This is a genomic window from Geodermatophilus sp. SYSU D00815, assembly GCF_054050035.1.
Map to the genome: position 1 here is coordinate 1 of NZ_JBJGYO010000010.1, position 22,863 is coordinate 22,863.

Annotated in this window: 21 protein-coding genes; 7 read left to right on the plus strand and 14 right to left on the minus strand. The window is 75.2% G+C overall.

All coding sequences use genetic code 11. The annotated features are described in order from the left end of the window. A partial coding sequence (locus ACI78S_RS13150; RefSeq protein WP_456973917.1) for an SIR2 family NAD-dependent protein deacylase occupies positions 1–824 on the minus strand: 824 nt, incomplete at its 3' end. A 190-nt stretch (positions 825–1,014) separates the two neighbouring features. On the opposite strand from ACI78S_RS13150, the gene ACI78S_RS13155 reads away from it, so the two are divergent. Genes ACI78S_RS13155 through ACI78S_RS13165 form a run of 3 tightly spaced genes read left to right on the plus strand, consistent with a single transcriptional unit; the run spans position 1,015 to position 5,366 of the window. After that, positions 1,015–3,870, plus strand: a complete 2,856-nt coding sequence (locus ACI78S_RS13155; RefSeq protein ID WP_456973919.1) for an aconitate hydratase — start codon at positions 1,015–1,017, stop codon at positions 3,868–3,870. 7 nt (positions 3,871–3,877) lie between these two features. Further along, the gene (locus tag ACI78S_RS13160) at positions 3,878–4,639 is read left to right on the plus strand and encodes an SDR family oxidoreductase (protein WP_456973921.1); all 762 of its coding nucleotides are present in this window, start codon (positions 3,878–3,880) and stop codon (positions 4,637–4,639) included. Positions 4,640–4,649: 10 nt separating this feature from the next. Continuing rightward, positions 4,650–5,366: a sirohydrochlorin chelatase gene (locus ACI78S_RS13165; protein WP_456973923.1), complete on the plus strand. Its 717-nt coding sequence runs from the start codon at positions 4,650–4,652 to the stop codon at positions 5,364–5,366. On the opposite strand, the gene ACI78S_RS13170 is transcribed toward ACI78S_RS13165, so the two are convergent. Next, entirely contained in the window at positions 5,321–5,926 is a 606-nt protein-coding gene (locus ACI78S_RS13170; RefSeq protein ID WP_456973925.1) for a TetR/AcrR family transcriptional regulator, read from the minus strand. The genes ACI78S_RS13165 and ACI78S_RS13170 overlap by 46 nt on opposite strands. Before the next feature lie 103 nt (positions 5,927–6,029). Here ACI78S_RS13170 and ACI78S_RS13175 point away from each other — a divergent pair, with 103 nt between their 5' ends. Beyond that, on the plus strand, positions 6,030–7,037 hold the full coding sequence (locus tag ACI78S_RS13175; RefSeq protein ID WP_456973927.1) for a hypothetical protein: 1,008 nt from the start codon (positions 6,030–6,032) through the stop codon (positions 7,035–7,037). A 206-nt stretch (positions 7,038–7,243) separates the two neighbouring features. Continuing rightward, positions 7,244–8,866 (plus strand): multicopper oxidase family protein, encoded by a 1,623-nt coding sequence (locus ACI78S_RS13180; RefSeq protein ID WP_456973929.1) that lies wholly within the window; start codon positions 7,244–7,246, stop codon positions 8,864–8,866. 7 nt (positions 8,867–8,873) lie between these two features. On the opposite strand, the gene ACI78S_RS13185 is transcribed toward ACI78S_RS13180, so the two are convergent. The 7 genes from ACI78S_RS13185 to ACI78S_RS13215 form a co-directional block, all read right to left on the minus strand. Further along, complete coding sequence (locus ACI78S_RS13185) at positions 8,874–9,143, minus strand: hypothetical protein (protein WP_456973931.1); 270 nt, start codon at positions 9,141–9,143, stop codon at positions 8,874–8,876. After that, complete coding sequence (locus ACI78S_RS13190; protein ID WP_456973933.1) at positions 9,140–9,973, minus strand: sulfurtransferase; 834 nt, start codon at positions 9,971–9,973, stop codon at positions 9,140–9,142. Before ACI78S_RS13190 ends, ACI78S_RS13185 begins: the two co-directional genes overlap by 4 nt. A gap of 34 nt (positions 9,974–10,007) precedes the next feature. Then, the gene (locus tag ACI78S_RS13195) at positions 10,008–10,472 is read right to left on the minus strand and encodes an SgcJ/EcaC family oxidoreductase (RefSeq protein ID WP_456973935.1); all 465 of its coding nucleotides are present in this window, start codon (positions 10,470–10,472) and stop codon (positions 10,008–10,010) included. A gap of 43 nt (positions 10,473–10,515) precedes the next feature. Continuing rightward, positions 10,516–12,408, minus strand: a complete 1,893-nt coding sequence (locus tag ACI78S_RS13200) for an ABC transporter ATP-binding protein (protein WP_456973937.1) — start codon at positions 12,406–12,408, stop codon at positions 10,516–10,518. 81 nt (positions 12,409–12,489) lie between these two features. Beyond that, positions 12,490–13,263, minus strand: a complete 774-nt coding sequence (locus tag ACI78S_RS13205; protein WP_456973939.1) for an enoyl-CoA hydratase/isomerase family protein — start codon at positions 13,261–13,263, stop codon at positions 12,490–12,492. A 14-nt stretch (positions 13,264–13,277) separates the two neighbouring features. After that, complete coding sequence (locus ACI78S_RS13210; protein WP_456542506.1) at positions 13,278–13,505, minus strand: helix-turn-helix domain-containing protein; 228 nt, start codon at positions 13,503–13,505, stop codon at positions 13,278–13,280. Between the two features lie 172 nt (positions 13,506–13,677). Next, entirely contained in the window at positions 13,678–15,279 is a 1,602-nt protein-coding gene (locus tag ACI78S_RS13215; RefSeq protein WP_456973941.1) for an ABC-F family ATP-binding cassette domain-containing protein, read from the minus strand. Positions 15,280–15,400: 121 nt separating this feature from the next. On the opposite strand from ACI78S_RS13215, the gene ACI78S_RS13220 reads away from it, so the two are divergent. Both ACI78S_RS13220 and ACI78S_RS13225 read left to right on the plus strand, forming a co-directional pair. After that, positions 15,401–17,494, plus strand: coding sequence for an SCO7613 C-terminal domain-containing membrane protein (locus ACI78S_RS13220; protein WP_456973943.1), 2,094 nt, complete (start codon positions 15,401–15,403; stop codon positions 17,492–17,494). A 40-nt stretch (positions 17,495–17,534) separates the two neighbouring features. After that, positions 17,535–19,286, plus strand: a complete 1,752-nt coding sequence (locus ACI78S_RS13225; protein WP_456973945.1) for an SCO7613 C-terminal domain-containing membrane protein — start codon at positions 17,535–17,537, stop codon at positions 19,284–19,286. A 16-nt stretch (positions 19,287–19,302) separates the two neighbouring features. Here the strand turns inward: ACI78S_RS13225 and ACI78S_RS13230 are convergent, their stop codons facing one another. The 5 genes from ACI78S_RS13230 to sufC form a co-directional block, all read right to left on the minus strand. Next, positions 19,303–19,857 (minus strand): GNAT family N-acetyltransferase, encoded by a 555-nt coding sequence (locus tag ACI78S_RS13230; protein WP_456973947.1) that lies wholly within the window; start codon positions 19,855–19,857, stop codon positions 19,303–19,305. Positions 19,858–19,925: 68 nt separating this feature from the next. Next, positions 19,926–20,300, minus strand: a complete 375-nt coding sequence (locus tag ACI78S_RS13235; RefSeq protein ID WP_456973949.1) for a metal-sulfur cluster assembly factor — start codon at positions 20,298–20,300, stop codon at positions 19,926–19,928. After that, on the minus strand, positions 20,297–20,749 hold the full coding sequence (gene sufU, locus ACI78S_RS13240) for a Fe-S cluster assembly sulfur transfer protein SufU (RefSeq protein ID WP_456973951.1): 453 nt from the start codon (positions 20,747–20,749) through the stop codon (positions 20,297–20,299). The genes ACI78S_RS13235 and sufU overlap by 4 nt, the downstream gene beginning before the upstream one ends. A 3-nt stretch (positions 20,750–20,752) precedes the next feature. Continuing rightward, on the minus strand, positions 20,753–22,084 hold the full coding sequence (locus ACI78S_RS13245; protein WP_456973953.1) for a cysteine desulfurase: 1,332 nt from the start codon (positions 22,082–22,084) through the stop codon (positions 20,753–20,755). After that, on the minus strand, positions 22,081–22,854 hold the full coding sequence (sufC, locus tag ACI78S_RS13250) for a Fe-S cluster assembly ATPase SufC (RefSeq protein ID WP_456973955.1): 774 nt from the start codon (positions 22,852–22,854) through the stop codon (positions 22,081–22,083). Before sufC ends, ACI78S_RS13245 begins: the two co-directional genes overlap by 4 nt. Positions 22,855–22,863 lie beyond the last annotated feature (9 nt).

Consider the following 22,863-nt stretch of genomic DNA (forward strand, 5'->3'; position numbering starts at 1 on the left):
CGGGCGCGCCGGGGGCCGGGGTGAAGATGCTTCCCCCCGGGGCCCCGCCGGGCGGGGCGGCGGCCCGCCCCGGGGGGGCCCCCCCCCCCCCCCCCCCCCCGCGGCAGGGCGGTGCCGATCGGCTCGCGGACGACGAGGTCGGCGAGGCCGTCGTAGGGCGTGGGCTGGGCGTTGACGACGACGATCCGGGCGCCCGACGCGGCGGCGACGTCGGTGAGGCCGGCCGCGGGGTGCACGGTGAGCGAGGTGCCGACGGTGAGGAAGACGTCGCAGTCACCGGCGGCGCGGGCGGCGGCCTCGACCACGTCGCCGTCCAGCGCCTGGCCGAAGCTGATCGTCGCCGACTTGAGGATGCCGCGGCAGGCCAGGCAGGCCGGGTCGGGCTCGCCCGCCTCGACGCGGTCCAGCGCGCTGCGCATCGACGTCCGGTCGCCGCAGGACAGGCAGCCGACCTCGTGCACCGTGCCGTGCAGCTCCACCACCTTCGCCGGGGACGACCCGGCCTCCTGGTGCAGCCCGTCGATGTTCTGGGTGAGCAGCGCCCGCAGCCGGCCCTGCCGCTCCAGGTCGACCAGCGCCGCGTGCCCGGCGTTCGGCACGGCGGACCACGCGGGGTGCCGCAGCCGCTCCTGCCAGGCCCGGCGGCGGATGCCGGGATCGGCCACGTAGTGCTGCAGGGTCGAGAGCTTCTCCGCCTCGGGGTCGCGGGTCCACACGCCCTGGGGGCCGCGGAAGTCGGGGATGCCGCTGTCGGTCGAGATGCCGGCCCCGCTCAGCACGGTGATCTGGCGAGCGGCGGTCAGCCAGGCGGGGACGTCGTCCACGCCCCCACCGTAGGAGGTGGCCACGAAGGGCCCCCTGGTCCGTGGCCGGCCTCCCGGGAGGTCGTGTCGCAGGTCACGGGTGACCGTCCTCCGGCCCGGAGCCGCGCCCTCGGGCCGGTGCTGGGATGATCGGGGGTGGCAATCAGCGCGAGAACAGTGCGCGTGGACCAGCGAGGGTGAGGCGCAAGCAGTGGCAGCCAGCAAGGACAGCTTCGGAGCGCGGTCGACGCTGAGCGTCGACGGGACCGACTACGACATCTACCGGCTCGACGCGGTGGAGGGCTCCGCGAAGCTGCCCTTCAGCCTGAAGGTCCTGCTCGAGAACCTCCTCCGCACCGAGGACGGCGCCGACATCACCGCCGACCACATCCGGGCCCTGGCGAACTGGGACCCGGAGGCCGAGCCGGACCAGGAGATCCAGTTCACCCCGGCCCGCGTGGTCATGCAGGACTTCACCGGCGTCCCCTGCATCGTCGACCTCGCCACGATGCGCGAGGCCATGGCCGAGATCGGCGGCGACCCGAACAAGATCAACCCGCTGGCGCCCGCCGAGCTGGTCATCGACCACTCGGTGATCGCCGACGTCTTCGGCACCCCCGACTCGTTCCAGCGCAACGTCGAGATCGAGTACCAGCGCAACGGCGAGCGCTACCAGTTCCTCCGCTGGGGCCAGGGCGCCTTCAACGACTTCAAGGTCGTCCCCCCGGGCATGGGCATCGTGCACCAGGTCAACATCGAGCACCTGGCCCGCGTGGTCTTCCCCCGGCAGGAGGGCGACCGCGTCGTCGCCTACCCCGACACCTGCGTCGGCACCGACTCGCACACCACGATGGTCAACGGCCTGGGCGTGCTGGGCTGGGGCGTCGGCGGCATCGAGGCCGAGGCCGCGATGCTCGGCCAGCCCGTCTCGATGCTCATCCCGCGGGTCGTCGGGTTCAAGCTCACCGGCGAGCTGCCGGAGGGCTCCACCGCCACCGACCTCGTGCTCACCATCACCGAGATGCTGCGCCAGCACGGCGTGGTCGGGAAGTTCGTCGAGTTCTACGGCGAGGGCGTCTCCGCCGTCCCGCTGGCCAACCGGGCCACGATCGGCAACATGAGCCCGGAGTTCGGCTCGACCGCGGCGATGTTCCCCATCGACGAGGAGACGATCGGCTACCTGGAGCTGACCGGCCGCTCGGCCGAGCAGGTGGCGCTGGTCGAGGCCTACGCCAAGGAGCAGGGCCTCTGGCACGACCCGTCGCGCGAGCCGGTGTTCTCCGAGTACCTGGAGCTCGACCTCGCCACCGTCGTCCCGTCGATCGCCGGCCCGAAGCGCCCGCAGGACCGCGTCGCCCTCTCCGACGCCAAGGCCTCGTTCCGGACGGCGCTGGGCGACTACGTGCAGGCGGACGTCACCGGCGGCGACGACCGCAAGCCCGGCGTCCCGCAGCAGGAGCAGCCCTACGGAGTGGAGTCGCTCACCGACGAGGCCTCGGCCGAGTCCTTCCCGGCCTCCGACCCGGTGAGCCCGTACAACCACGACGACCACGAGGAGGCCGGGCGGCCGCACCCGTTCCTGCCCGGCGAGGCGCTGCCCGACCGGCAGACCAAGCCGACCGCGGTGGTCCTCGAGGACGGCCGCGAGACCTTCGTCGACCACGGCCACGTGGTGATCGCCGCCATCACCTCCTGCACCAACACCTCCAACCCGCAGGTGATGATCGGCGCGGCGCTGCTGGCCAAGAAGGCCGTCGAGGCGGGGCTGGAGACCAAGCCCTGGGTCAAGACGACGCTCGCCCCCGGCTCGAAGGTGGTCACCGACTACTACGAGAAGGCCGGTCTGACGCCGTACCTGGAGAAGCTCGGCTTCTACCTGGTCGGCTACGGCTGCACCACCTGCATCGGCAACTCCGGCCCGCTGCCGGAGCCGGTGTCCGCGGCGGTCAACGAGGCCGACCTGGCGGTGGTCTCGGTGCTGTCCGGCAACCGCAACTTCGAGGGCCGGATCAACCCCGACGTCAAGATGAACTACCTGGCCAGCCCGCCGCTGGTGATCGCCTACGCGCTGGCCGGCTCGATGGACGTCGACATCACCTCCGAGCCGCTGGGCAAGGGCAAGGACGGGCAGGACGTCTTCCTGCGCGACATCTGGCCGTCGCCGCAGGAGGTCCAGGCGACGATCGACCAGGCCGTCTCCGCCGAGCAGTTCGGCCGCAGCTACGAGGACGTCTTCGCCGGCACCGAGCAGTGGCAGAACCTGCCCACGCCGACCGGTGACACCTTCTCCTGGGACGCGAACAGCACCTACGTGCGCAAGCCCCCGTACTTCGAGGGCATGCCGGAGACCCCGGCCCCGGTCGGCGACATCACCGGCGCCCGCACCCTCGCCGTCCTCGGCGACTCGGTGACCACCGACCACATCTCCCCGGCCGGCTCGATCAAGGCCGACAGCCCGGCCGGGAAGTACCTGCGCGAGCACGGCGTCGAGCGGCGGGACTTCAACTCCTACGGCTCCCGGCGCGGGAACCACGAGGTGATGATCCGCGGCACGTTCGCCAACATCCGGCTGCGCAACCAGCTGGTGCCCGGCACCGAGGGCGGCGTCACCAAGAACCACCTCACCGGCGAGACGACGACGATCTACGACGCGTCGGTCGCCTACGCCGAGGCCGGGATCCCGCTGGTGGTGCTGGCCGGCAAGGAGTACGGCTCCGGGTCCTCCCGCGACTGGGCGGCCAAGGGGACGGCGCTGCTCGGCGTCAAGGCGGTCATCGCCGAGAGCTACGAGCGGATCCACCGCTCCAACCTCATCGGCATGGGCGTGCTGCCGCTGCAGTTCCCCGAGGGCCAGAACCGGGAGTCGCTCGGCCTGACCGGCGACGAGGAGTTCTCCATCACCGGGATCACCGAGCTCAACGAGGGCCGGACCCCGAAGACGGTGAAGGTCAAGGCGGGCGACATCGAGTTCGACGCGCGCGTCCGGATCGACACCCCCGGCGAGGCGAACTACTACCGCAACGGCGGGATCATGCAGTACGTCCTCCGGTCGCTCCGGCAGGGCTGATCCCCGCGTGGACCTGGGCCTGGGCGGTCGCGGCTACCTGCTCACCGGCGCGAGCCGGGGGCTGGGGTTCGCGACCGCCCGGGCCCTGGTCGGCGACGGCGCGCGGGTGCTGGTCAGCTCCCGCAGCGCCGGCACGGTGGAGCGGGCCGTCGCCGAGCTCGGCGGCGCCCCGGCCGCGCACGGCGCGGTGGCCGACCTCGCCGAGCCCGCGGCGGTGCCGCGGCTGGTCGACGAGGCCCGGGAGCGGCTCGGCCGGCTCGACGGCGCGCTGATCTCGGTCGGCGGTCCGGCGCCGGGCACCGTCTTCCAGACCACGGCCGACCAGTGGCGGGACGCCTACGAGAGCGTGGTCCTCGGGCCGCTCGAGCTCGTCCGCGCGCTCGTCCCGCACCTCGGCGAGGGCGCGGCGCTCGGGTTCGTGCTCTCCACGTCGGTGCGCGAGCCGATCCCGCACCTGGCCGTCTCCAACGGCCTGCGCCCCGGCCTGGCCATGACGGCGAAGGCGCTGGCCGACGAGCTCGGACCGCGGGGGATCCGCGTGTTCGGGCTGCTGCCGGGGCGCATCGCCACCGACCGCATCACCGAGATCGACGAGGCCACGGGCGACCCCGAGGCCGCGTACCGGAGGTTCACGGCGGCCATCCCCCTGCGCCGCTACGGGCAGCCGGAGGAGTTCGGCCGCGTCGCCGCCTTCGCCCTCTCCCCCGCCGCCTCCTACCTGACCGGCGTGATGCTCCCCGTGGACGGCGGGATGCTGCGTTCGCCATGACGGGCCGCCGATGACGGCGCCGGTCCTCGTCGCCTGCGCGCACGGCACCCGCAGCCCCACCGGCCGCCGGCTGGTGGCCGAGCTCGCGCTGGCGGCGCGCACGCTGCGCCCCGGCCTGGTGACGACGGCGGCGTTCGTCGACGTCCAGCCACCGACGGTCGTGGACGTCGTCGCCTCCCTCGCCGCCGAGGACCGCCCGGCCGTCGTCGTCCCGCTGCTGCTCTCCGGCGGGTACCACGTGCACGTCGACATCGCCGGCGCGGTCGCCGCGCACCCGACCGCCGTCGCGGCCCGGCCGCTGGGCCCCGACGCGCGGCTGGTCGCCGTGCTGCACGACCGGCTGACCGCCGCCGGCGCCGACCCCGCCGACCCGGGCACCGCCGTCGTCCTGGCCGCCGCCGGGTCAAGTGACCCGCGGTCCGCTGCCGACGTCGAGCGCACCGCCGCGCTGCTGCAGGACCGGTGGGCGGGTCCGGTGACCACCGGCTTCGGGTCGGCCGCGCAGCCGCCGGTGCCCGAGGCCGTGGCCCGCGCCCGCCGGGCCGGCGCGGCGCGCGTGGTCGTGGCGGCGTACCTGCTGGCCCCCGGGCACTTCGCGGGCAGGCTGGCGGAGGCCGGCGCCGACGCGGTGACCGCTCCCCTGCTGCCCGACGAGCGGATCGCCGCCGTGCTGCTCGACCGCTACGACGCCGCGGTGGGCAGCAGCGCCCCGACGGCCGCCACGTAGGCCCGCGGGTCCACGTCGCCGAGCAGCAGCCGCTGCAGCAGGAACCCGAGGACCAGGGAGAACAGCGCCGCCCCGAGCAGCCGGGGATCGGCGTCGGCCGGCAGCCGGCCCGACCGCTGCGCCCGCCCGGCGACCTCGACGAAGTAGCCGCGCATGGTGCCGTACGCGGTGCTCGCGACCCGGCCCACCGACGGGTTGCGCAACGCCTCCGCCCACGCCTGGACCGCCACGCGCGTCATGTCGACCGGACCGGTCGAGGCGACGGTGGCGACGAGGTCGACCGCGGTGGCCACCGCCGCCGCCGGCTCGGGGTCGGCGTCCTCCTCGAGGAAGACCGCGAAGCGCTCGGCGGCACGGCCCAGCACGCGGTCGACGATCGCCTCGATCAGCTCGTCCTTGCTGCGGAAGTAGCGGTACACCGCACCGGCGGACAGGCCCGAGGCCGCGATGACGTCGGCCATGCCGGTCGCCTGGAACCCGTTGGCCGCGAAGCGCGCCGTCGCCGCGTCGAGGATCTGGTCGCGGCGGGCGGTCAGGTGGGCGTCGGTCACGCGAGGCATGCCGCCACTGTAAAACGAACGATCGTTCTTGACAGCACTCGCCCCCTGGAGGAAGGTGGCACGTACAGGAGAACGGTCGTTCGTTTTATCTTGAGGAGACGCCATGGACACGCCCTCCACCGGCCGGGACGCCGCCCGCCTGGTGCCGCTGATCGCCGGGATCGCCGTGCTCGTCGCGGTCGTGCTGACCGCCTTCGCCTGGCCCGCGGTGCGCTCCGCCCCGCGGGACCTGCCCGTGGCCGTGGCCGGGCCGGCACCGGCCGCCGAGCAGGTGACGGCCGCGCTCGACGAGGCGCAGCCCGGCGCCTTCGACGTCGAGGTGCTCGCCGACGAGGCGGCCGCCCGCGAGGCCATCGCCGACCGCGAGGTCTACGGCGCCGTCGTCGTCGGCCCCGACGGACCGCACCTGCTCGTCGCCTCGGCCGCCTCCCCCGTCGTGGCGCAGTCGCTGCGCCAGGTGGCGACCGGGCTGGGCGCCGCCACGGGTACCCAGGTGCCGGTCGAGGACGTCGTCCCCACGCCCGACGGCGACCCGCGCGGCGCGGGGCTGGCCGCGGCGGCCCTGCCGCTGGCGCTCGGCGGCGTCCTCACCGCCGGGCTCACGGCCCGCCTGGTGCGGCGCACCGGCACGCGCGTGGTGGCCGCCGTCGCCATGGCGCTGGCCGGGGGCATGGTGACGGCCACCGTGCTCGGCACCTGGCTGGGTGCCGTCGAGAGCGGCTGGTGGACGACGACCGGTGTGGTGGCGCTCGGCATGGCCGCCACGGCGCTGGTGCTGCTCGGGCTGGAGAAGCTGGCGGGCACGCCGGGGCTCGGCCTCGGCGCGGCCACCGTCGTCCTGCTGGGCAACCCGCTCTCCGGGCTGGCGAGCGCGCCGGAGCTGCTGCCCACCGGCTGGGGCACGCTGGGCCAGGTGCTGCCGCCGGGGGCCACCGGCACCCTGCTGCGCTCGGTGTCGTGGTTCGACGGCGCCGGCGCCGGCGCTCCCCTGCTGGTGCTCACCGGCTGGGTCGTCGCCGGGCTGCTGCTGCTGGGCGCGGGCGCGGCGGTGCAGCGCCGGCGCCGGCCGGTCCCGACGCCCGTGCGCGAGGCGGTCCCGGCCGCGGGGTGAACGCCGGCGCGCGGCCACGCGGGGCGGCGGGAGCCCCGTGCTTGACGGTTCAGGGAGCGGTCCGTACGCGCTCCGCCTGCGGGACGTGGCGGCACGCCCGGACGAGGGTCGTAGGACCTCACCCGTTTTCGTGGGTTCCCGCCCTCGCCGGGCGGTCGGAGGATTCCTGCCGTCGGGGGAGACGACGACCAGCCCGGGATGCCGAGATGGACGCCCACACCCCCGACGCGCGTGCTGCCTGGTCCCTCGACCGGCGGGACCTGCTGAAGCTGACCGCCTTCGGCGCCGCGGCCCTGACCCTGCCGCTCGTCGGGTCGGTCAGCGCGAAGCGCGCCTCCGAGATCGCCGAGAACCTCATCCCGCGGCCGTACACCCGGCGCTTCCGCTGGCCGGCCGCGGCTCAGTACACCGCGCTGCCCGACGGCCGGCGCCGCTACGTCCTGCAGCAGCGCCAGTTCGGCGTGCGGATCCTGGAGGGCGGCGTCACCACCCGGATGATCGGCTACAACGGCTCGTTCCCCGGGCCCACGATCGACGTCCCCCGCGGCCAGCCCGCCGTCGTCCGCCAGATCAACAACCTGGCCGGCACCTTCCTCGGGGACGTGCAGACCTCCACCCACCTGCACGGGGCGCCCTCGCTGCCGCAGTACGACGGGTACGCCAACGACCTGAGCTCCCCGGGGCAGTTCAAGGACTACCTCTACGACAACACCGAGGACGCCCGGACGATCTGGTACCACGACCACGCCGTGCACGTCACCGCCCGCAACGTCTACCACGGGCTCGCCGGGCTCTACGTGATCCGCGGCGAGTTCGACGCCCAGCTGCCGTCCGGGCCGTTCGACGTCCCCCTCGTCATCAGCGACGCGGCGTTCAAGTCGAACGGCGACCTGCTGTTCGACGACCGGGGCCACTCCGGGGTCATGGGCGACGTCATCCTGGTCAACGGCGTCGCCTGGCCGCGCCTGGAGGTGATGCGCCGCAAGTACCGCTTCCACATCCTCGGCGCCTCCACCGCCCGGGCCTACCGCCTCACGCTGACGCACGGGGCGACGTTCCAGGTGATCACCAACGACGGCGGGTTCCTCAGGGCCCCGGTGGAGGTGACCGAGCTGCCGGTCAGCATGGCGGAGCGGTACGGGGTGGTCGTCGACTTCTCCCGGGTCCCCCGCGGCACCCGTGTCGAGCTGCGCAACCTCGGCGTCGAGAACTCGATCGACTACGACCACACCGACAAGGTCATGGCCTTCGACGTCGTCGACAACACCAGCCCGGTGGCCGACCCGCCCCTGCCGACGACGCTGCCCTACGACACCACGCTGCTCAACGCCGATCCGGCGCTCGCGACCCGGACCCGCGACCTCCGCTTCGAGCGCGGCAACGGGGAGTGGCAGATCAACGCGACGACCTGGGCGCAGGTCGAGGGCACCGAGTTCCGCCGGACGCTCTTCGACCGGGACGGCCAGCCGGACACCGGCAACATCACGCCCGGCTCCTGGGAGATCTGGAAGCTGTCCAACCACTCCGGCGGCTGGTTCCACCCCATCCACCTGCACCTCGTCGACTTCCGGATCCTGGACCGCAACGGGAAACAGCCCGGCGCGTTCGAGGCCGGCCCCAAGGACGTCGTCTACCTCAAGGAGAACGAGGACATCCGCATCCTGGCGCGGTTCGGCGGGGACCCGCTCAACCGCACCGGCCGGTACATGATCCACTGCCACAACACCAGCCACGAGGACCACGACATGATGCACCAGTTCCGGGTCGGCCGGGACACGCCGGAGAACGACCCGCTGGGCGCGCCTCCGCAGCCGTGGCCGCCGACCTGACGCGTCGTCAGGCGGTCCAGCCGAGCAGCGCCTCCCCCGCGGCGAGGACGGCGTACCAGGTGGCGAACGCGACCACCGGCACCGCCGGCGTCCACCGGGAGCCGCGCAGCGCCAGCCGGGAGAGGTGGACGGCGAGCAGGAGCCACCACAGGCCGAGGACGACGACCGCCCACAGCGGGGCCACCAGCCCGGACGACAGGTAGAACACGCCGACGACGAGGTGGGCGGCGGCCGCCAGGCCGGCCACGACCCAGGTGCCGGTGGTCGGTCCGCTCATGCCGGGTCGGGGCCGGTCGCCGCGGGGCGGGCGGGGTCGGCCGACCACTGCGACCACGACCCCGGCCAGAGCGCCGCCTCGATGCCCGCCACGGCCAGGGCGGCCACCTCGTGGGCGGCCGTGACGCCCGAGCCGCAGTAGACGCCGACCGACCGGCCCGGCACGGCGCCGAGCGCGGCGAACCGCTCCCTCAGCGCGGGGGCGGGCAGCACGGTGCCGTCGTCGGCGAGGTTGCCGGTGGTGGGCGCGCTCACCGCGCCGGGGACGTGCCCGGCGCGGGGGTCGACCGGCTCGACCTCACCGCGGTAGCGCTCGGGGGCGCGGGCGTCGAGCAGCAGCCCGCCGGCCGCCGGCAGCGCGGCGGCCTCGTCGATGCCGAGCACCGGCATCCCGCCGCCGGCGAGCACCACGTCGCCGGGCTCGGGGACGACCTCGCCCTCCTCCACCGTCCCCCCGGCCCGCCGCCACGCGGCCAGCCCGCCGTCGAGCAGCCGCACGTCGGCCACCCCGCCCCAGCGCAGCAGCCACCACGCGCGGGCCGCCGCGGTGCCGCCGGAGTCGTCGTAGGCGACCACGCGGTCACCGGTGCGGACGCCCCACCGGCGGGCGGCCGACTGCAGCCGCTGCAGCGACGGCAGCGGGTGCCGCCCGGCCGCCGCCGACGGCGGGTCGGCCAGCTCGCGGTCGAGGTCGACGAAGACCGCGCCGGGCAGGTGGCCCGCCAGGTACCGCTCGTGCCCGCGGTCGTCGCCCAGCGCCCAGCGGACGTCGAGCAGCACCACGCGACCGGGCAGGGCCAGCAGCTGCCCGGGGGTGACCAGGACCGTCACTGCACCACCGGTGCGCTCCCGCGGGGCGCTCCGCTCACTGCGGCGCCAGCAGCCCGCGCAGCTCGGCCAGCAGCGCCTCGCGGGCCTCCGGGCGCTCGTGCCACGCCGCCGGCGTGCTCTGGAACAGCGAGATCTTCCAGCGCCCGGGTGCCTCCTCGACCGCCACGAGGGTGTGCACGGTGAGCAGCGCGGGGTCGAGGTCCCCACCGCCCGGCGGGATCATCCCGGCGTGGGCGTGCAGGACGGCGACGCCCTCGGCCATCGGCCGCACCGAGCGGATGAGCCCGACGTAGGCCGGGGTCTGGTGGGTGCCGAAGATCCGCCGGAGGTCGGAGGCGATGGTCAGCCGGCCGCTGTGGTGGCTGCCGTCGAACCCGATGATGTCGCCGTCGTCGGCGAACACCGCCGCGACCGCTGCGCCGCTGCGCCGGTTCCAACCGTCCAGCAACTGGACGTACAGCGTGCGGATGGCGGTGTCGTGCGGGTGGGCAGCGGTCAACTCGTGCTCCTCAGGAATGCAGGGACAGGAGTGACGCTAGTGGTCACGCGGCGTCGACCGTCTGCGGCTCTCCGCCGGTGAACTGGGTGCGGTACAGATCGGCGTAGCGGCCGCCGAGTGCCAGCAACTCCTCGTGCGTGCCCGACTCCGCGATGCGACCGTCGTCGACCACGAGGATGCGGTCGGCCTCGCGGATGGTGGACAGCCGGTGCGCGATCACCAGCGACGTGCGGCCCTCCAGCGCGGCGTCGAGCGCGTGCTGCACGGCCACCTCGCTCTCGCTGTCGAGGTGCGCGGTCGCCTCGTCGAGGATCACGATGCCCGGCGCCTTGAGCAGCACCCGCGCGATCGCCAGCCGCTGCTTCTCACCACCGGAGAGCCGGTAGCCGCGGTCGCCGACGACGGTGTCGAGACCGTCGGGCAGCGAGCGGACGAGCTCGCCGATGCGGGCGCCGGTGAGCGCCGCCCACAGCTGCTCCTCGGTGGCGTCGGGGCGGGCGTAGAGCAGGTTGGCGCGGATGGTGTCGTGGAACAGGTGCGCGTCCTGGCTCACCACGCCGATCGCGTCGCGCAGCGAGGCCAGCGTGGCCCGGCGGACGTCGAGGCCGCCCACCCGCACCGCGCCCCCGGTGACGTCGTACAGCCGCGGCACCAGGTTGGCGATCGTCGACTTGCCGGCGCCCGAGTGCCCGACCAGGGCCACCAGCTGGCCCGGCTCCACCCGGAACGAGACGTCGTGCAGCACCGCCGTCGGCCCGCCGTGCTCGGGCAGCGAGACCTCCTCGAGCGAGGCGAGCGAGACCTCGGCGCCGGAGGGGTAGCTGAAGGAGACCGAGTCGAACTCGATCGACCGGTCGTCGGCCGGGACGGCGACGGCGTCCGGCGCCTCGCGGATCATCGGCGGCAGGTCGAGCACCTCGAAGACGCGGTCGAAGCTGACCATCGCGCTCATGACGTCGACGCGGACGTTGGACAGCGCGGTCAGCGGCCCGTAGAGCCGCGAGAGCAGCAGCGCCAGGGCGACGACGTCACCGGGGCTGAGCGCGCCGTCGAAGGCGAGCCACCCGCCCAGGCCGTAGACCAGCGCGGTGGCCAGCGCCGCCACCAGGGTGAGGGCGGTGAAGAACGTGCGGCCGTACATCGCCGACAGGACGCCGATGTCGCGCACCCGCGCGGCCCGCCCGCGGAAGGACTCCGCCTCGACGTCGGGCCGGCCGAACAGCTTGACCAGCAGCGCGCCGGCGACGTTGAACCGCTCGGTCATCGTCGCGTTCATCGACGCGTTGAGCCCGTAGGACTCCCGGGTGATCTCCTGCAACCGCCGGCCGATCCGCCGGGCGGGCAGCACGAACAGCGGCACCATGACCAGCGACAGCAGGGTGATCTGCCACGACAGCGAGAACATGACACCGGCGGTGAGCACGAGGCCGATGGCGTTGGAGACGACGCCGGACAGCGTCGAGGTGAACGCCTGCTGCGCCCCGATCACGTCGTTGTTCAGCCGGCTGACCAGGGCACCGGTCTGGGTGCGCGTGAAGAACGCGACCGGCATGCGCTGGACGTGCTCGAAGACGCGGCTGCGCAGGTCGTAGATGACGCCCTCGCCGATGCGCGCGGAGTACCACCGCGTGGCCAGCGAGATCGCCGCGTCGAGCACCGCCAGGCCGGCGATGAACAGCGCGATGCGGACGACGTCGCCCGCGGTGCCGTCGAGCCGGGCGATGCGGTTGACGATGTCGCCGGCCAGCAGCGGGGTGAGGACGCCGATCACCGACGAGCCGACGACCAGCGCCAGGAAGAACGCCAGCTCGCGCCGGTAGGGCCTGGCCACCCCGAGAATGCGCTTGACGGTGCCCTTGGGCAGCTCGCGCGCGGTGACCGACGGATCGCGCCGGAACGACCGCATCGCCGCCATGGAGGTCATGGGACCGCTCATGTCCACGCTGCTCCCTCCTCGCGGGCCGACCCGGACGCCCGGCCAACACCGCGCGGCACCGGCGTGTTCCAGAGGAGCCTCTCAGCCCCCACCGACGAGAGCGGAGATCCGGCGCACCTGCGCCGCGCGCTCGGCGGCGTCCTGGGTCTCGTGGTCGTTGTGCACGGCCGACCGGATCAGCGCCGCCGTCTCCCGGCTGGCGCCCACCGGCGGCGCGAGCAGCGCCGCGACCAGGTCGCCGACGGCGGCGTCGAGCTCGGCGTTCGGCACGACGAGGTTCGCGACGCCGATCGCCCGCGCCTCGGTGGCGCCCACCGCGCGGCCGGTCAGGCACATCTCCAGCGCGCGCCCGTAGCCGACCAGGTCGACCAGGTTGCTCGTACCGGTGAGGTCGGGGACCAGCCCGAGCGTCACCTCGGGCAGCCGCAGCTGGGCGTCCTCGGCGAGGATCCGCAGGTCGCAGGCGAGGGCCAGCTGCGCGCCCGCGCCGATGGCGTGGCCCTGCACGGCGGCGACGGAGACGATGCCCGGCGAGCGCAGCCAGCGGAAGGCGCTCTGGTAGCCGCGGATGCGCTCCTGGGCGAGGTCGGCGGGCATGCCCGCCAGCTCGCCCAGCGTGCCGTCCCCCGCCCCGGGGCCGAACAGGCTGCGGTCCAGGCCCGCGGAGAACGCCCGCCCGGCACCGCGCACCACGACCACGCGGACGTCGTCGTCGACCCCGTCGGCCACCCGGCGCAGCGCCGCCCACGTCGCCGGCGTCTGGGCGTTGAGCCGGTCGGGGCGGTCGAGGGTGACGGTCAGGACGGGGCCGTCCCGCTCGGCGCGGACCCAACCCTCAGGACTCGTGTCGGTCACGGGCCCTTTCTAGTTCAGGCCTTCTTCGCACTCCGGTTCGCCCCACCGCGGCTGCGCAGGGTCGCCCCCGACTCCGACAGCAGCCGGTGCACGAAGCCGTACGACCGGTTCGTGGAGGTGGCCAGGGAACGGATGCTCTCGCCGCCGTCGTAGCGCTTGCGCAGCTCGTCGGCGAGCGACGTCCGGTCTCCCCCCGTGATCCGCTTGCCCTTGCCGAGGTCTGCCGTGTTCGAGTCGGCCATGACTCCCCTCCGTGTCGGCGCCGACCGATACCGGCACCCGGCCGGCCCGGTGGTGGCAGCTCGTCCCCTGGTCGCCGGAGCCCTGCTGCCCGGCGTCCCCGAAGCCATGATCACCCAGGAGCGGACCGACGGCGACCGGAAGGAGTGGTGCCGGCCGGAGACCGACGAAGGGTCACGCGAGCTCGACGAGGTCGGCGAGGTCCTCGCTCCAGGCGTCCTCGGTGCCGTCGGGCAGCAGGATCACCTTGTCCGGGGCGAGCGCCCGGACGGCGCCCTCGTCGTGGGTGACCAGCACGATCGCCCCGGTGTAGGTGCGCAGCGCCTGCAGCACCTGCTCGCGGCTGGCCGGGTCGAGGTTGTTGGTGGGCTCGTCGAGCAGCAGCACGTTGGCCCCGGAGACGACGAGCGTGGCCATGGCCAGCCGGGTCTTCTCGCCGCCGGAGAGCGTGCCGGCCCGCTGGTCGACCGCGTCGCCGGAGAAGAGGAACGCGCCGAGGATGCGCCGCAGCTCGGTGTCGGTGCTCTGCGGCGCCGCCGAGCGCATGACCTCCAGGAGGGTGCGGTCGAGGTCGAGGGTCTCGTGCTCCTGCGCGTAGTAGCCGATCCGCAGCCCGTGCCCGGGCTTCACCTCGCCGGTGTCGGGCGCCTCGGTGCCGGCGAGGATGCGCAGCAGCGTCGTCTTCCCGGCACCGTTCAGCCCCAGGACGACGACCCGCGTCCCCCGGTCGACGGCCAGGTCGACGTCGGTGAACACCTCGAGGGAGCCGTAGTTCTTCGACAGCCCCTCGGCCATGAGCGGCGTGCGGCCGCACGCCGCCGGGGTGGGGAACCGCAGCTTGGCCACCTTGTCCTGCACGCGGACCTCGGCCAGGCCGGCGGAGAGCCGCTCGACCCGCTTGTCCATGCTCTTGGCCGCGCGCGCCTTGGTGGCCTTGGCGCGCATCTTGTCCGCCTGCGCCGACAGCGCCTCGATCTTGCGCTCGGTGTTGGCCCGCTCCTGCCTGCGGCGGCGCTCGTCGGTCTCGCGCTGGTCGAGGTAGGCCTTCCAGCCGAGGTTGTAGACGTCGACCGCGGCCCGGTTGGCGTCGAGGTGCCACACCTTGTTGACCACCGCGTCGAGCAGCTCGACGTCGTGGCTGATCACGATCAGCCCGCCCTTGTGCGCGGCGAGGAAGCCCTTGAGCCAGGTGATCGAGTCGGCGTCGAGGTGGTTGGTCGGCTCGTCGAGCAGGAGCGTCTCGGCGTCGGAGAAGAGGATGCGGGCCAGCTCCACGCGGCGGCGCTGGCCGCCGGAGAGGGTGCGCAGGGGCTGGGCCAGCACGCGGTCGGGCAGGCCGAGCGCGGTGCAGATGCGGGCCGCCTCGCTCTCGGCCGCGTACCCGCCGAGCGCGGCGAACTGGTCCTCCAGGCGGCCGTAGCGGCGGACGGCGCGGTCGCGCTCGGCGTCGTCGGCGGGCTCGGCCATGGCGATCTGCGCCTTGACCATCTGGTGGCGGAGCACGTCGAGGCCGCGGCCGGAGAGCACCCGGTCGCTGGCGGTGATGTCGAGGTCGCCGCTGCGCGGGTCCTGGGGCAGGTAGCCGATCTCGCCGGTGACCTCCACCTTGCCCGCGTGCGGCAGCCGCTCGCCGGCGAGGGTGGTGAGCGTCGTCGTCTTGCCCGCGCCGTTGCGCCCGACCAGCCCGATGCGGTCGCCGGGCTGCACGCGGAGGTCCGCGTCGCTGATGAGGATGCGGGCGCCGGCGCGCAGCTCGAGGCCGGTCGTCGTGATCACTGATCCCAGGGTAGGCGCTCGCGGCGCGGAGCCCGACCGGATTTCCCGAGGCGTGGGGCGTGTCACCCGTCCGGTGTGGACAACGCTTCTGCGCAGGCCGCCGACCAGTCACCATGCGCGCATGCACCCGACCCCGGCGTTCCCCTGCCCGGTCTGCGGCACGCCCGCGGCCGGGCCGGCCGGCGCGCCCTGCCCCACCTGCGGGCTGCCGGCCGTGGGCCAGGCCGCGCTCGTCGTCGCCCGCATCGGCGCGACGCTGGCCGAGCTGACCCGCGACCGCGACGCGCTGGTCGCCACGCTGCGCGCGGCCGCGCCCGGCGCCGCGCCCGCGCCCGCACCGGCGCCCGCCCCGGTCGCTCCCCCGCCCCGGCGCGTGCACGCGCCGCTCCCACCACCGCCACCCTCACCGCCCCCCGGGCCGCCGCGCCGCCGGCTGAGCCCGCAGCAGGTGCTGCTCGGGCTCGGCGCGCTGCTGCTGGTCGCGGGCGCGCTCGCCTTCGTCGCGCTCGCCTGGACCCGGCTGGGCCTGGCGTTCCAGGCGACGGTGATGCTGGTGGTCACCGCGGCGACCTGCGGCGCGTCGGCGTGGACCGCCCGGCGCGGCCTGCGCGCCACCGAGGAGACGCTGGCCGCGGCCGGCACCGCGCTGCTCGCCGTCGACCTGGGTGCCGCCTACGCCAAGGGCCTGCTCGGCGTCGACGAGCTGCCGCTGCGTCTGTGGGCGGCGATCGGCTGCGGCGTCGTCGTCGCGGTGGCCGTCGGCCTGGGCCGGGCGACCCGCACCACCGCGGCGTGGCCGCTCGTCGCGCTGCTCGCCGCCCAGCCGGCGCCCTTCCTGCTCCTGCCGCCGGGCGCCCTCGACGGCCCGTCCGGGGTGGCGGTCGCCTTCGCGGTCGCCCTGCTCGACGTCGCGGTGCTCCTCCGGGTGCGGCGGCCGCTGGTCCCGGTCGCCGCGGTGCTCGCCCTGCTGGCGACGGCCGCGGGCGCCGTCGGCGCGATCGTCGTCGCGGAGTCGTCGGGACCGGCCGAGGCGTGGCCGGCGACGGCGGTGCTCGCCGCGGCGGCCCTCGGCGCGGTGCTGCTGCCGCGCCTCCCCGACGCCGGCGGGCTGCTCCCCTCCCCCGTCCTCGTCGCGGGCACCGGCGCGGCGGCGACCGGCCTCGCGCTGGCCGGGTCGCTGCACGGGTCGGGGCGGCCGGGCGCGGTGGTCGCCGCCGGGGTGGGGCTCGCGGCGCTGACCACCGCCGTCCCGCTGGCCCGCGTCCCGGTCGCGGCGGCGGGGCTCGCGGCCGGGGGCGCCGCCACCGCCGTCCTCGGCGCCGGGCACCTGGCCGCCGACGGCCGCTGGCTGCCGCTGGCGCTCGTCGTGCTGGCGGCCACCGCGCCCGCCGCGGTCGCCGCGGTCCTGCTGCCCCGCCTGCGGGTGGCGGCCGCGGGCGCCGCCGTCGCCGCGCCCGCCGGGGCCGTGCTCGTGGCGGTGCACGGCGAGCTGCTCGCGCCGCCGACCGGCGGCCTGCTGCTCGCGCTGGTCGCGGCGGCCGCGTTCGGCCTGGCCGCGCTGCGCGCGGGCGCGCCGGAGGAGGCCGCCCTCGCGGCCCCGGCCGGTGCCGCGGGGCTGCTGGCCGGCGCGGTCAGCACGACCGCCGGCGCCTGGGGGCAGGTGGGGCTGCAGCTGGCCGTCGTCGGCGCGGCGGCCGGCTGCTACGCGCTCGTGGCGCGGCGCGGCTGGATCGCGGTCGTCGCCGTGGCCGACCTGGTGGTCGCCACCTGGGTCGCCGTCGGGGGCGCCGGCGTGACGACGCCCGAGGCGTACACCCTGCCCGCCGCGGCCGGCCTGCTGCTGGTCGGCCTGCCCCGCCTGCTCTCCCGCGGCCCGTCGTGGGCGGCGGAGGGCCCGGCGGTCGCGGTCGGGCTCGCGCCGTCGGCGTTCGTGGTGGTGACCGAGCCGACGGCGCTGCGCCTGGTGCTGGTCGTCTCCGTGGCGGCGGCGCTGGCGGTGGGCGGCGCCCTCGGCCACCGGCAGGCGCCGTTCGTCGTCGGCTCGGCCGTGCTGGCGTTCGTCGTGGTCGGCCGGCTGTGGCCCTACGCGCCGCTGCTGCCGCGGTGGGTCACCCTCACCGCGGCCGGGCTGGTGCTGCTGCTGGTGGGGGCCACCTACGAGCGGCGGCGGCAGCAGGCGCGCGAGGCGGTGGCCTGGGTGGCGCAGATGCGCTGACCGGCTGCCGGGGCGGCCGGTCGCCCCTACGGTGGGACGCGTGGGGCCCTCCCGCGCGCGGTCGCTGCAGGTGCTGCTCGGCGTGGGCGCCGTGCTGGTGGAGGTTGCCGCCCTGGCCGTCCTCGACGAGGGCGGCGCCGCGGCGCGGCTGCCCCTCCTGGCGCTCGCCGTCGCGGCCGCGGGCCTCTCGGTCGGCGCCGCCGCCCGGGGGCTGCGCAGCACCGAGGAGGCGCTCGCCCTGTGCGCCGCGGGCCTCGCCGGCGCCGCGGCGTGGGGCACCGGTCCGGGGGGCGCGGCCCTCCTGGCCTGGCTGGTGGTGCTCTTCCTGTGCCTGCGCGTGCTCGCGCCGACGACGGCGACGTGGTCGCTGGCCGCGTGGGCCGGCGTGCAGCTCGCCGTCCTGCGCGTCCTGGCGGCCGCGCCCGACGCCTTCCGCCCGTCGCTGTTCCTGTCCGTCGCGCTGGTCGGGCTCGGCATCGCGCTCTGGGGTCGCCGGCCGGTGGCCCGCCTGGCGCTGGTCACCACCGTGCCGTGGTGGGTCGCCGGGGTCGTCGGCGGGCTGACCACGGCGTGGACCGGCGAGGGGCCGGCGCGGCACCTGGCCGCCGTGCTGGTGGTCGCCGCGGCCGCCGGGCTGGTCCCGGCGCGGCTGCGCGCCGACCTCGACGCGCTGCTCGGCCCACCCGCCGCGGTCCCGCTGCTGGCGGGGGCGGTCGCCGGGGCGGCCGTCGCGGGGGCGCTGGCCGCGCTGGGCAGCCCCGGGATCACCGCCGCCGGGTACGTCGGCGTGCTGGCGGCCGCCACCCTGCCGGAGTACCTGCACGGGTGGCGGCGGGGCCTGTTCCGGCCGGTGGCGGTCGCGGCCGGCTCGACGATGGCGCTGGCCGCGCTCGTGCAGCTGTCGGCGCGCGGCGACTGGGCCGCCCTCGTGGTGCTGTTCCTGCTCACCGCCCTGCCCGCGGCGCTGGTCTCCGGGTCGCGGGCCGGCGAGCGCGGGTCCGCCCTGCCGTGGGCGGTCGGCTGCCTGGCCGCGGCGGCGGTCGTGGCGGTGCCGGCGGGCTGGCTGGACCCGGTGCCCGCGGCCGTCGCCCTCACCGCCCTCTACGCCGCGGGGCTGCTCGCCGCGGGGAGCCTGAGCGCGGCCGAGCGCCCGGGCACGCTCGGCGCCGCCGCCGCCAGCGCCGCGGCCGCGGTGGTGCTGGTGGCCCTGCAGGCCGACCGGGAGCCGCTGGCCGTGCTCCTGCTCGTGCAGGCGGTGGTCACCGTGGAGTGGGCGGTGTGGACGGCCGGGCCGGTGGACGCCGAGCACCCGCCGTCGCCCGCCTGGCGGGTCGGCGCGGCGCTGGGCACGGTCGCGGTGGGGGTGGCCGTCTCCGGCGGCGACGTGCACGTCCTGGAGGAGTACACGCTGCCCCTGGCGATCGGCCTGCTGGTGGCGCAGGGCCCGCGGCTGGTCCAGGCGCCGTCCTGGTCGTCCTGGGGACCGGGCCTGCTGGTGGCGGCGGCGCCGTCGGCGGTGATGGCGGTGGTGCTGCCGGGGACCACGCGGCCGGTCCTGCTGCTGGTCACGTGCGCCGCGACGATGGTCGTCGCCGCGGCGACGGGGGTGCGCGCGCCGCTGGAGATCGGCGCGGCCACCGCCGTGGGCACGGCGCTGGCGCTCGCGCTGTCGGCGCTGGTGTGGCCGGTCGCCGCGGCGCTGCTGGTCGGTGTCGCCCTGCTGGCCGTGGGCGCGCACCGGGAGCTGTTCCCCGCCCCGTTCTTCACCTCGCGGCTGGCGGAGCTGCGCTGATCCGCCGGGCCGCCGCTCAGGGGCCGAAGAGGACCTCGGCGCAGACGGCGCGGTAGCCGGCGGCGAGGAAGGCCCGCAGCGACGCGGTGTTGGCGGTGGCGACCTGCGCCCACAGCGGCTCGCCGGCGGGCACGAAGGCGGGCGCGGCGGTGACCAGCGCCGTCCCGAGGCCGCGCCCGCGGGCGGCCGGGTCGACCTCCATGCTGACCTCCCAGCGTCCGGCCACCCCGCGGCCGAGGACCAGCACCCCGGCGCCGTCGGGCGTCGCCCGGATCCGCACGTCGGAGCGGTGCTCCAGCGCGCGGCGCACGCGGGGGTGGTCCACCTCCACGGGGACCAGCTCGATCCCCGGGGACTCCGGCGCCGGCGGGGCCACCAGCACCGCGTCGAGCGACCCGGGTTCCACGCCCACCCGGTCGGCGAGCGCGGCGAGGAAGCGGGCGCCCAGCGGGGCGGCGATGGGGTCGTGCGCCACGGCGGCGGCGACCCAGTCGGGGTCGACGTCGGCGGCGACCACGTGCCAGGCCGACCCGCCGACGACGATCGCCTTGGCGCCGACCGGAGCCGGCACCACCGTCACGCTGGCGTCGGCCGCGGGGTCGTCACCGGCGGCGAGGCGGCCCAGCAGGTCCCCGAGGCTCAGACCCGGAACCCCAGCGCGCGCAGCTGCTCGCGGCCGTCGTCGGTGATCTTGTCCGGGCCCCACGGCGGCATCCAGACCCAGTTGATCCGCACGTCGTCGACCAGCCCGGGACCGGGGCCGCCGGTCAGCGCCTGGCGGGCCTGGTCCTCGATGACGTCGGTCAGCGGGCAGGCCGCCGAGGTCAGCGTCATGTCCAGGACGGCGACGTTGTCGTCGTCGACGTCGATGCCGTAGACCAGGCCGAGGTCGACGACGTTGACGCCGAGCTCGGGGTCGACGACGTCGCGCATGGCCTCCTCGACGTCCTCGAGCAGCGCCGACTTGTACGGCGGCAGCTCGGCCGGGGTGTCGTTGTCGATCGTCTCGCTCACTTCGCGCCTCCCCACGCTCGGGCGCTGGCGTCCTTCAAGGCCATCCAGCTCATCAGCGCGCACTTGATCCGCGCCGGGTACTTGGACACACCGGCGAACGCGACGGCGTCCTCGAGCTCGTCCTCGAGCTTCTCGGCCACCGAGGCGTCGCCCTTGCTCTGCATCAGGGTCATGAAGTGCTCACCGGTCTCCAGCGCCTCGGGCACCGTCCGGCCGACGACCAGGTCGTACATCGCCGACACCGACGCCTGGCTGATCGAGCAGCCCATCCCCTCGTAGGAGACGTCGGCGATGGTGTCGCCGTCCAGCTTCACCCGCAGGGTCACCTCGTCACCGCACGTCGGGTTGACGTGGTGCACCTCGGCGTCGAACGGCTCGCGCAGGCCGCGGCCGTGCGGGTTGCGGTAGTGGTCCAGGATGATCTCCTGGTACATCGACTCCAGCTGCAATGCTCAGCCCTCCTGGGAGGGTGCAACGCCGAAGAAGCGCTGGGCTTCCCGCACGCCGTCGGCGAGCGCGTCGATGTCGTCGTAGCCGGTGTGCACGTAGAACGTCGCCCGGGTCGTGGCGGGGACGCCGTAGCGCCGGACCACCGGCCAGGCGCAGTGGTGCCCCACGCGGACGGCGACGCCCAGGTCGTCGAGCACCTGGCCCACGTCGTGCGGGTGGATGCCCTCGACGGTGAAGCTGACCGCGCCGCCGCGGGCGACGGTGTCGGGCGGGCCGATCACCGTGACGCCGGGGATCTCGGCCAGCTTCTCCAGCGCGTAGGCGGTGAGCGCCTTCTCGTGCTCCTCGACCTTGTCCATGCCGAGCGCCGACAGGTAGTCGACGGCCGCGCCGAGGCCGATGACCTGCGCGGTCATCGGGACGCCGGCCTCGAAGCGCTGCGGCGGCGCGGCGAAGGTGCTGCGCTCCATCCGCACGACCTCGATCATCGACCCGCCGGTGAGGAACGGCGGCAGCTTGTCGAGGACGTCGAAGCGGCCCCACAGCACGCCGATGCCCGACGGGCCCAGCATCTTGTGGCCGGAGAAGGCGAGGAAGTCGGCGCCGAGCTCGGTGACGTCGACCGGCTGGTGCGGCACCGACTGCGCGCCGTCGACCAGCACCAGCGCGCCGACGGCGTGGGCGCGCTCCACGATCGGCTTCAGCGGGTTGATCGTGCCGAGGATGTTCGACTGGTGGGTGACCGCCACGAGCTTGGTGCGCTCGTTGACCACCGTCTCCAGGTCGGAGAGGTCCAGCCGGCCGTCGTCGGTGAGGCCGAGCCAGCGCAGGGTGGCGCCGGTCCGCTCGCACAGCTGCTGCCAGGGCACCAGGTTGCCGTGGTGCTCCATCTCGGTCACCACGATCTCGTCGCCCTGGCCGACGGCGTACGTGCGGAACCCCTCCTCCTTCGCCGTGGCGGCGTTGGAGAGGGCGTAGGCGACCAGGTTGATCGACTCGGTCGTGTTGCGGGTGAACACGACCTCGCGCTCGTCGGCGGCGCCGATGAAGCGGGCGATCTTCCGGCGGGCCTCCTCGTAGAGGTCGGTCGCCTCCTCGGCCAGCTGGTGCGCGCCGCGGTGCACGGCGGCGTTGTGGTTCTCGTAGAAGTCGCGCTCGGCGTCGAGGACGGCGCGCGGCTTCTGCGCGGTCGCCCCGGAGTCGAGGTAGACCAGCTTCTTCCCGTTCCGCACGGTGCGCGACAGGATCGGGAAGTCTGCCCGGATCGCCTCGACGTCCAGAGGCAGGGGCGGCTTCTGCGCCCCGGCAACGGGACGCGAGACGGTCTGGGTCATGCCTTGGCGGTCTCCTTCGAGCCGGCCACGTACGCGGCGTAGCCCTCGTTCTCGAGCTTCTCGGCCAGCTCCGGGCCGCCCTCCTCGGCGATCCGGCCGGCGACGAAGACGTGCACGAAGTCGGGCTTGATGTAGCGCAGGATGCGCGTGTAGTGCGTGATCAGCAGGACGCCGACGTCGCTGTCCTCGCGGCTCTTGTTGACGCCCTCGGAGACGACCCGCAGCGCGTCGACGTCGAGGCCGGAGTCGGTCTCGTCGAGGATCGCGATGCGCGGCTTGAGCAGCCGCATCTGCAGGATCTCGTGGCGCTTCTTCTCGCCACCGGAGAAGCCCTCGTTGACGTTGCGCTCGGCGAACGCCGGGTCCATCTCCAGCGCCGACATCTCGGTCTTGACGTCCTTGACCCAGGTGCGCAGCTTCGGCGCCTCGCCCTGCACGGCGGTGGCCGCGGTGCGCAGGAAGTTCGACACCGAGACGCCGGGGACCTCGACCGGGTACTGCATGGCCAGGAACAGCCCGGCGCGGGCGCGCTCGTCGACGCTCATGGCGAGGACGTCCTCGCCGTCGAGGGTCACCGAGCCACCGGTGATCGTGTACTTCGGGTGGCCGGCGATCGAGTACGCCAGGGTCGACTTGCCCGACCCGTTGGGGCCCATGATCGCGTGGGTCTCACCCGACCGGACGGTCAGGTCGACGCCGCGGAGGATCTCCTTGGCGTCGTCGCCCTCGCCCACGCTGACGTGCAGGTCGCGGATCTCCAGCACGGACACTTGTTCGCT

What these genes read in the sequence shown, in the direction of transcription:
- ACI78S_RS13165 (WP_456973923.1), top strand. Translation starts at nt 4,650, where the DNA reads ATGACGGCGCCGGTCCTCGTCGCCTGCGCGCACGGCACCCGCAGCCCC.
- ACI78S_RS13170 (WP_456973925.1), bottom strand. Translation starts at nt 5,926, where the DNA reads ATGCCTCGCGTGACCGACGCCCACCTGACCGCCCGCCGCGACCAGATC.
- ACI78S_RS13175 (WP_456973927.1), top strand. Translation starts at nt 6,030, where the DNA reads ATGGACACGCCCTCCACCGGCCGGGACGCCGCCCGCCTGGTGCCGCTG.
- ACI78S_RS13180 (WP_456973929.1), top strand. Translation starts at nt 7,244, where the DNA reads ATGGACGCCCACACCCCCGACGCGCGTGCTGCCTGGTCCCTCGACCGG.
- ACI78S_RS13185 (WP_456973931.1), bottom strand. Translation starts at nt 9,143, where the DNA reads ATGAGCGGACCGACCACCGGCACCTGGGTCGTGGCCGGCCTGGCGGCC.
- ACI78S_RS13200 (WP_456973937.1), bottom strand. Translation starts at nt 12,408, where the DNA reads ATGAGCGGTCCCATGACCTCCATGGCGGCGATGCGGTCGTTCCGGCGC.
- ACI78S_RS13210 (WP_456542506.1), bottom strand. Translation starts at nt 13,505, where the DNA reads ATGGCCGACTCGAACACGGCAGACCTCGGCAAGGGCAAGCGGATCACG.
- ACI78S_RS13220 (WP_456973943.1), top strand. Translation starts at nt 15,401, where the DNA reads ATGCACCCGACCCCGGCGTTCCCCTGCCCGGTCTGCGGCACGCCCGCG.
- ACI78S_RS13245 (WP_456973953.1), bottom strand. Translation starts at nt 22,084, where the DNA reads ATGACCCAGACCGTCTCGCGTCCCGTTGCCGGGGCGCAGAAGCCGCCC.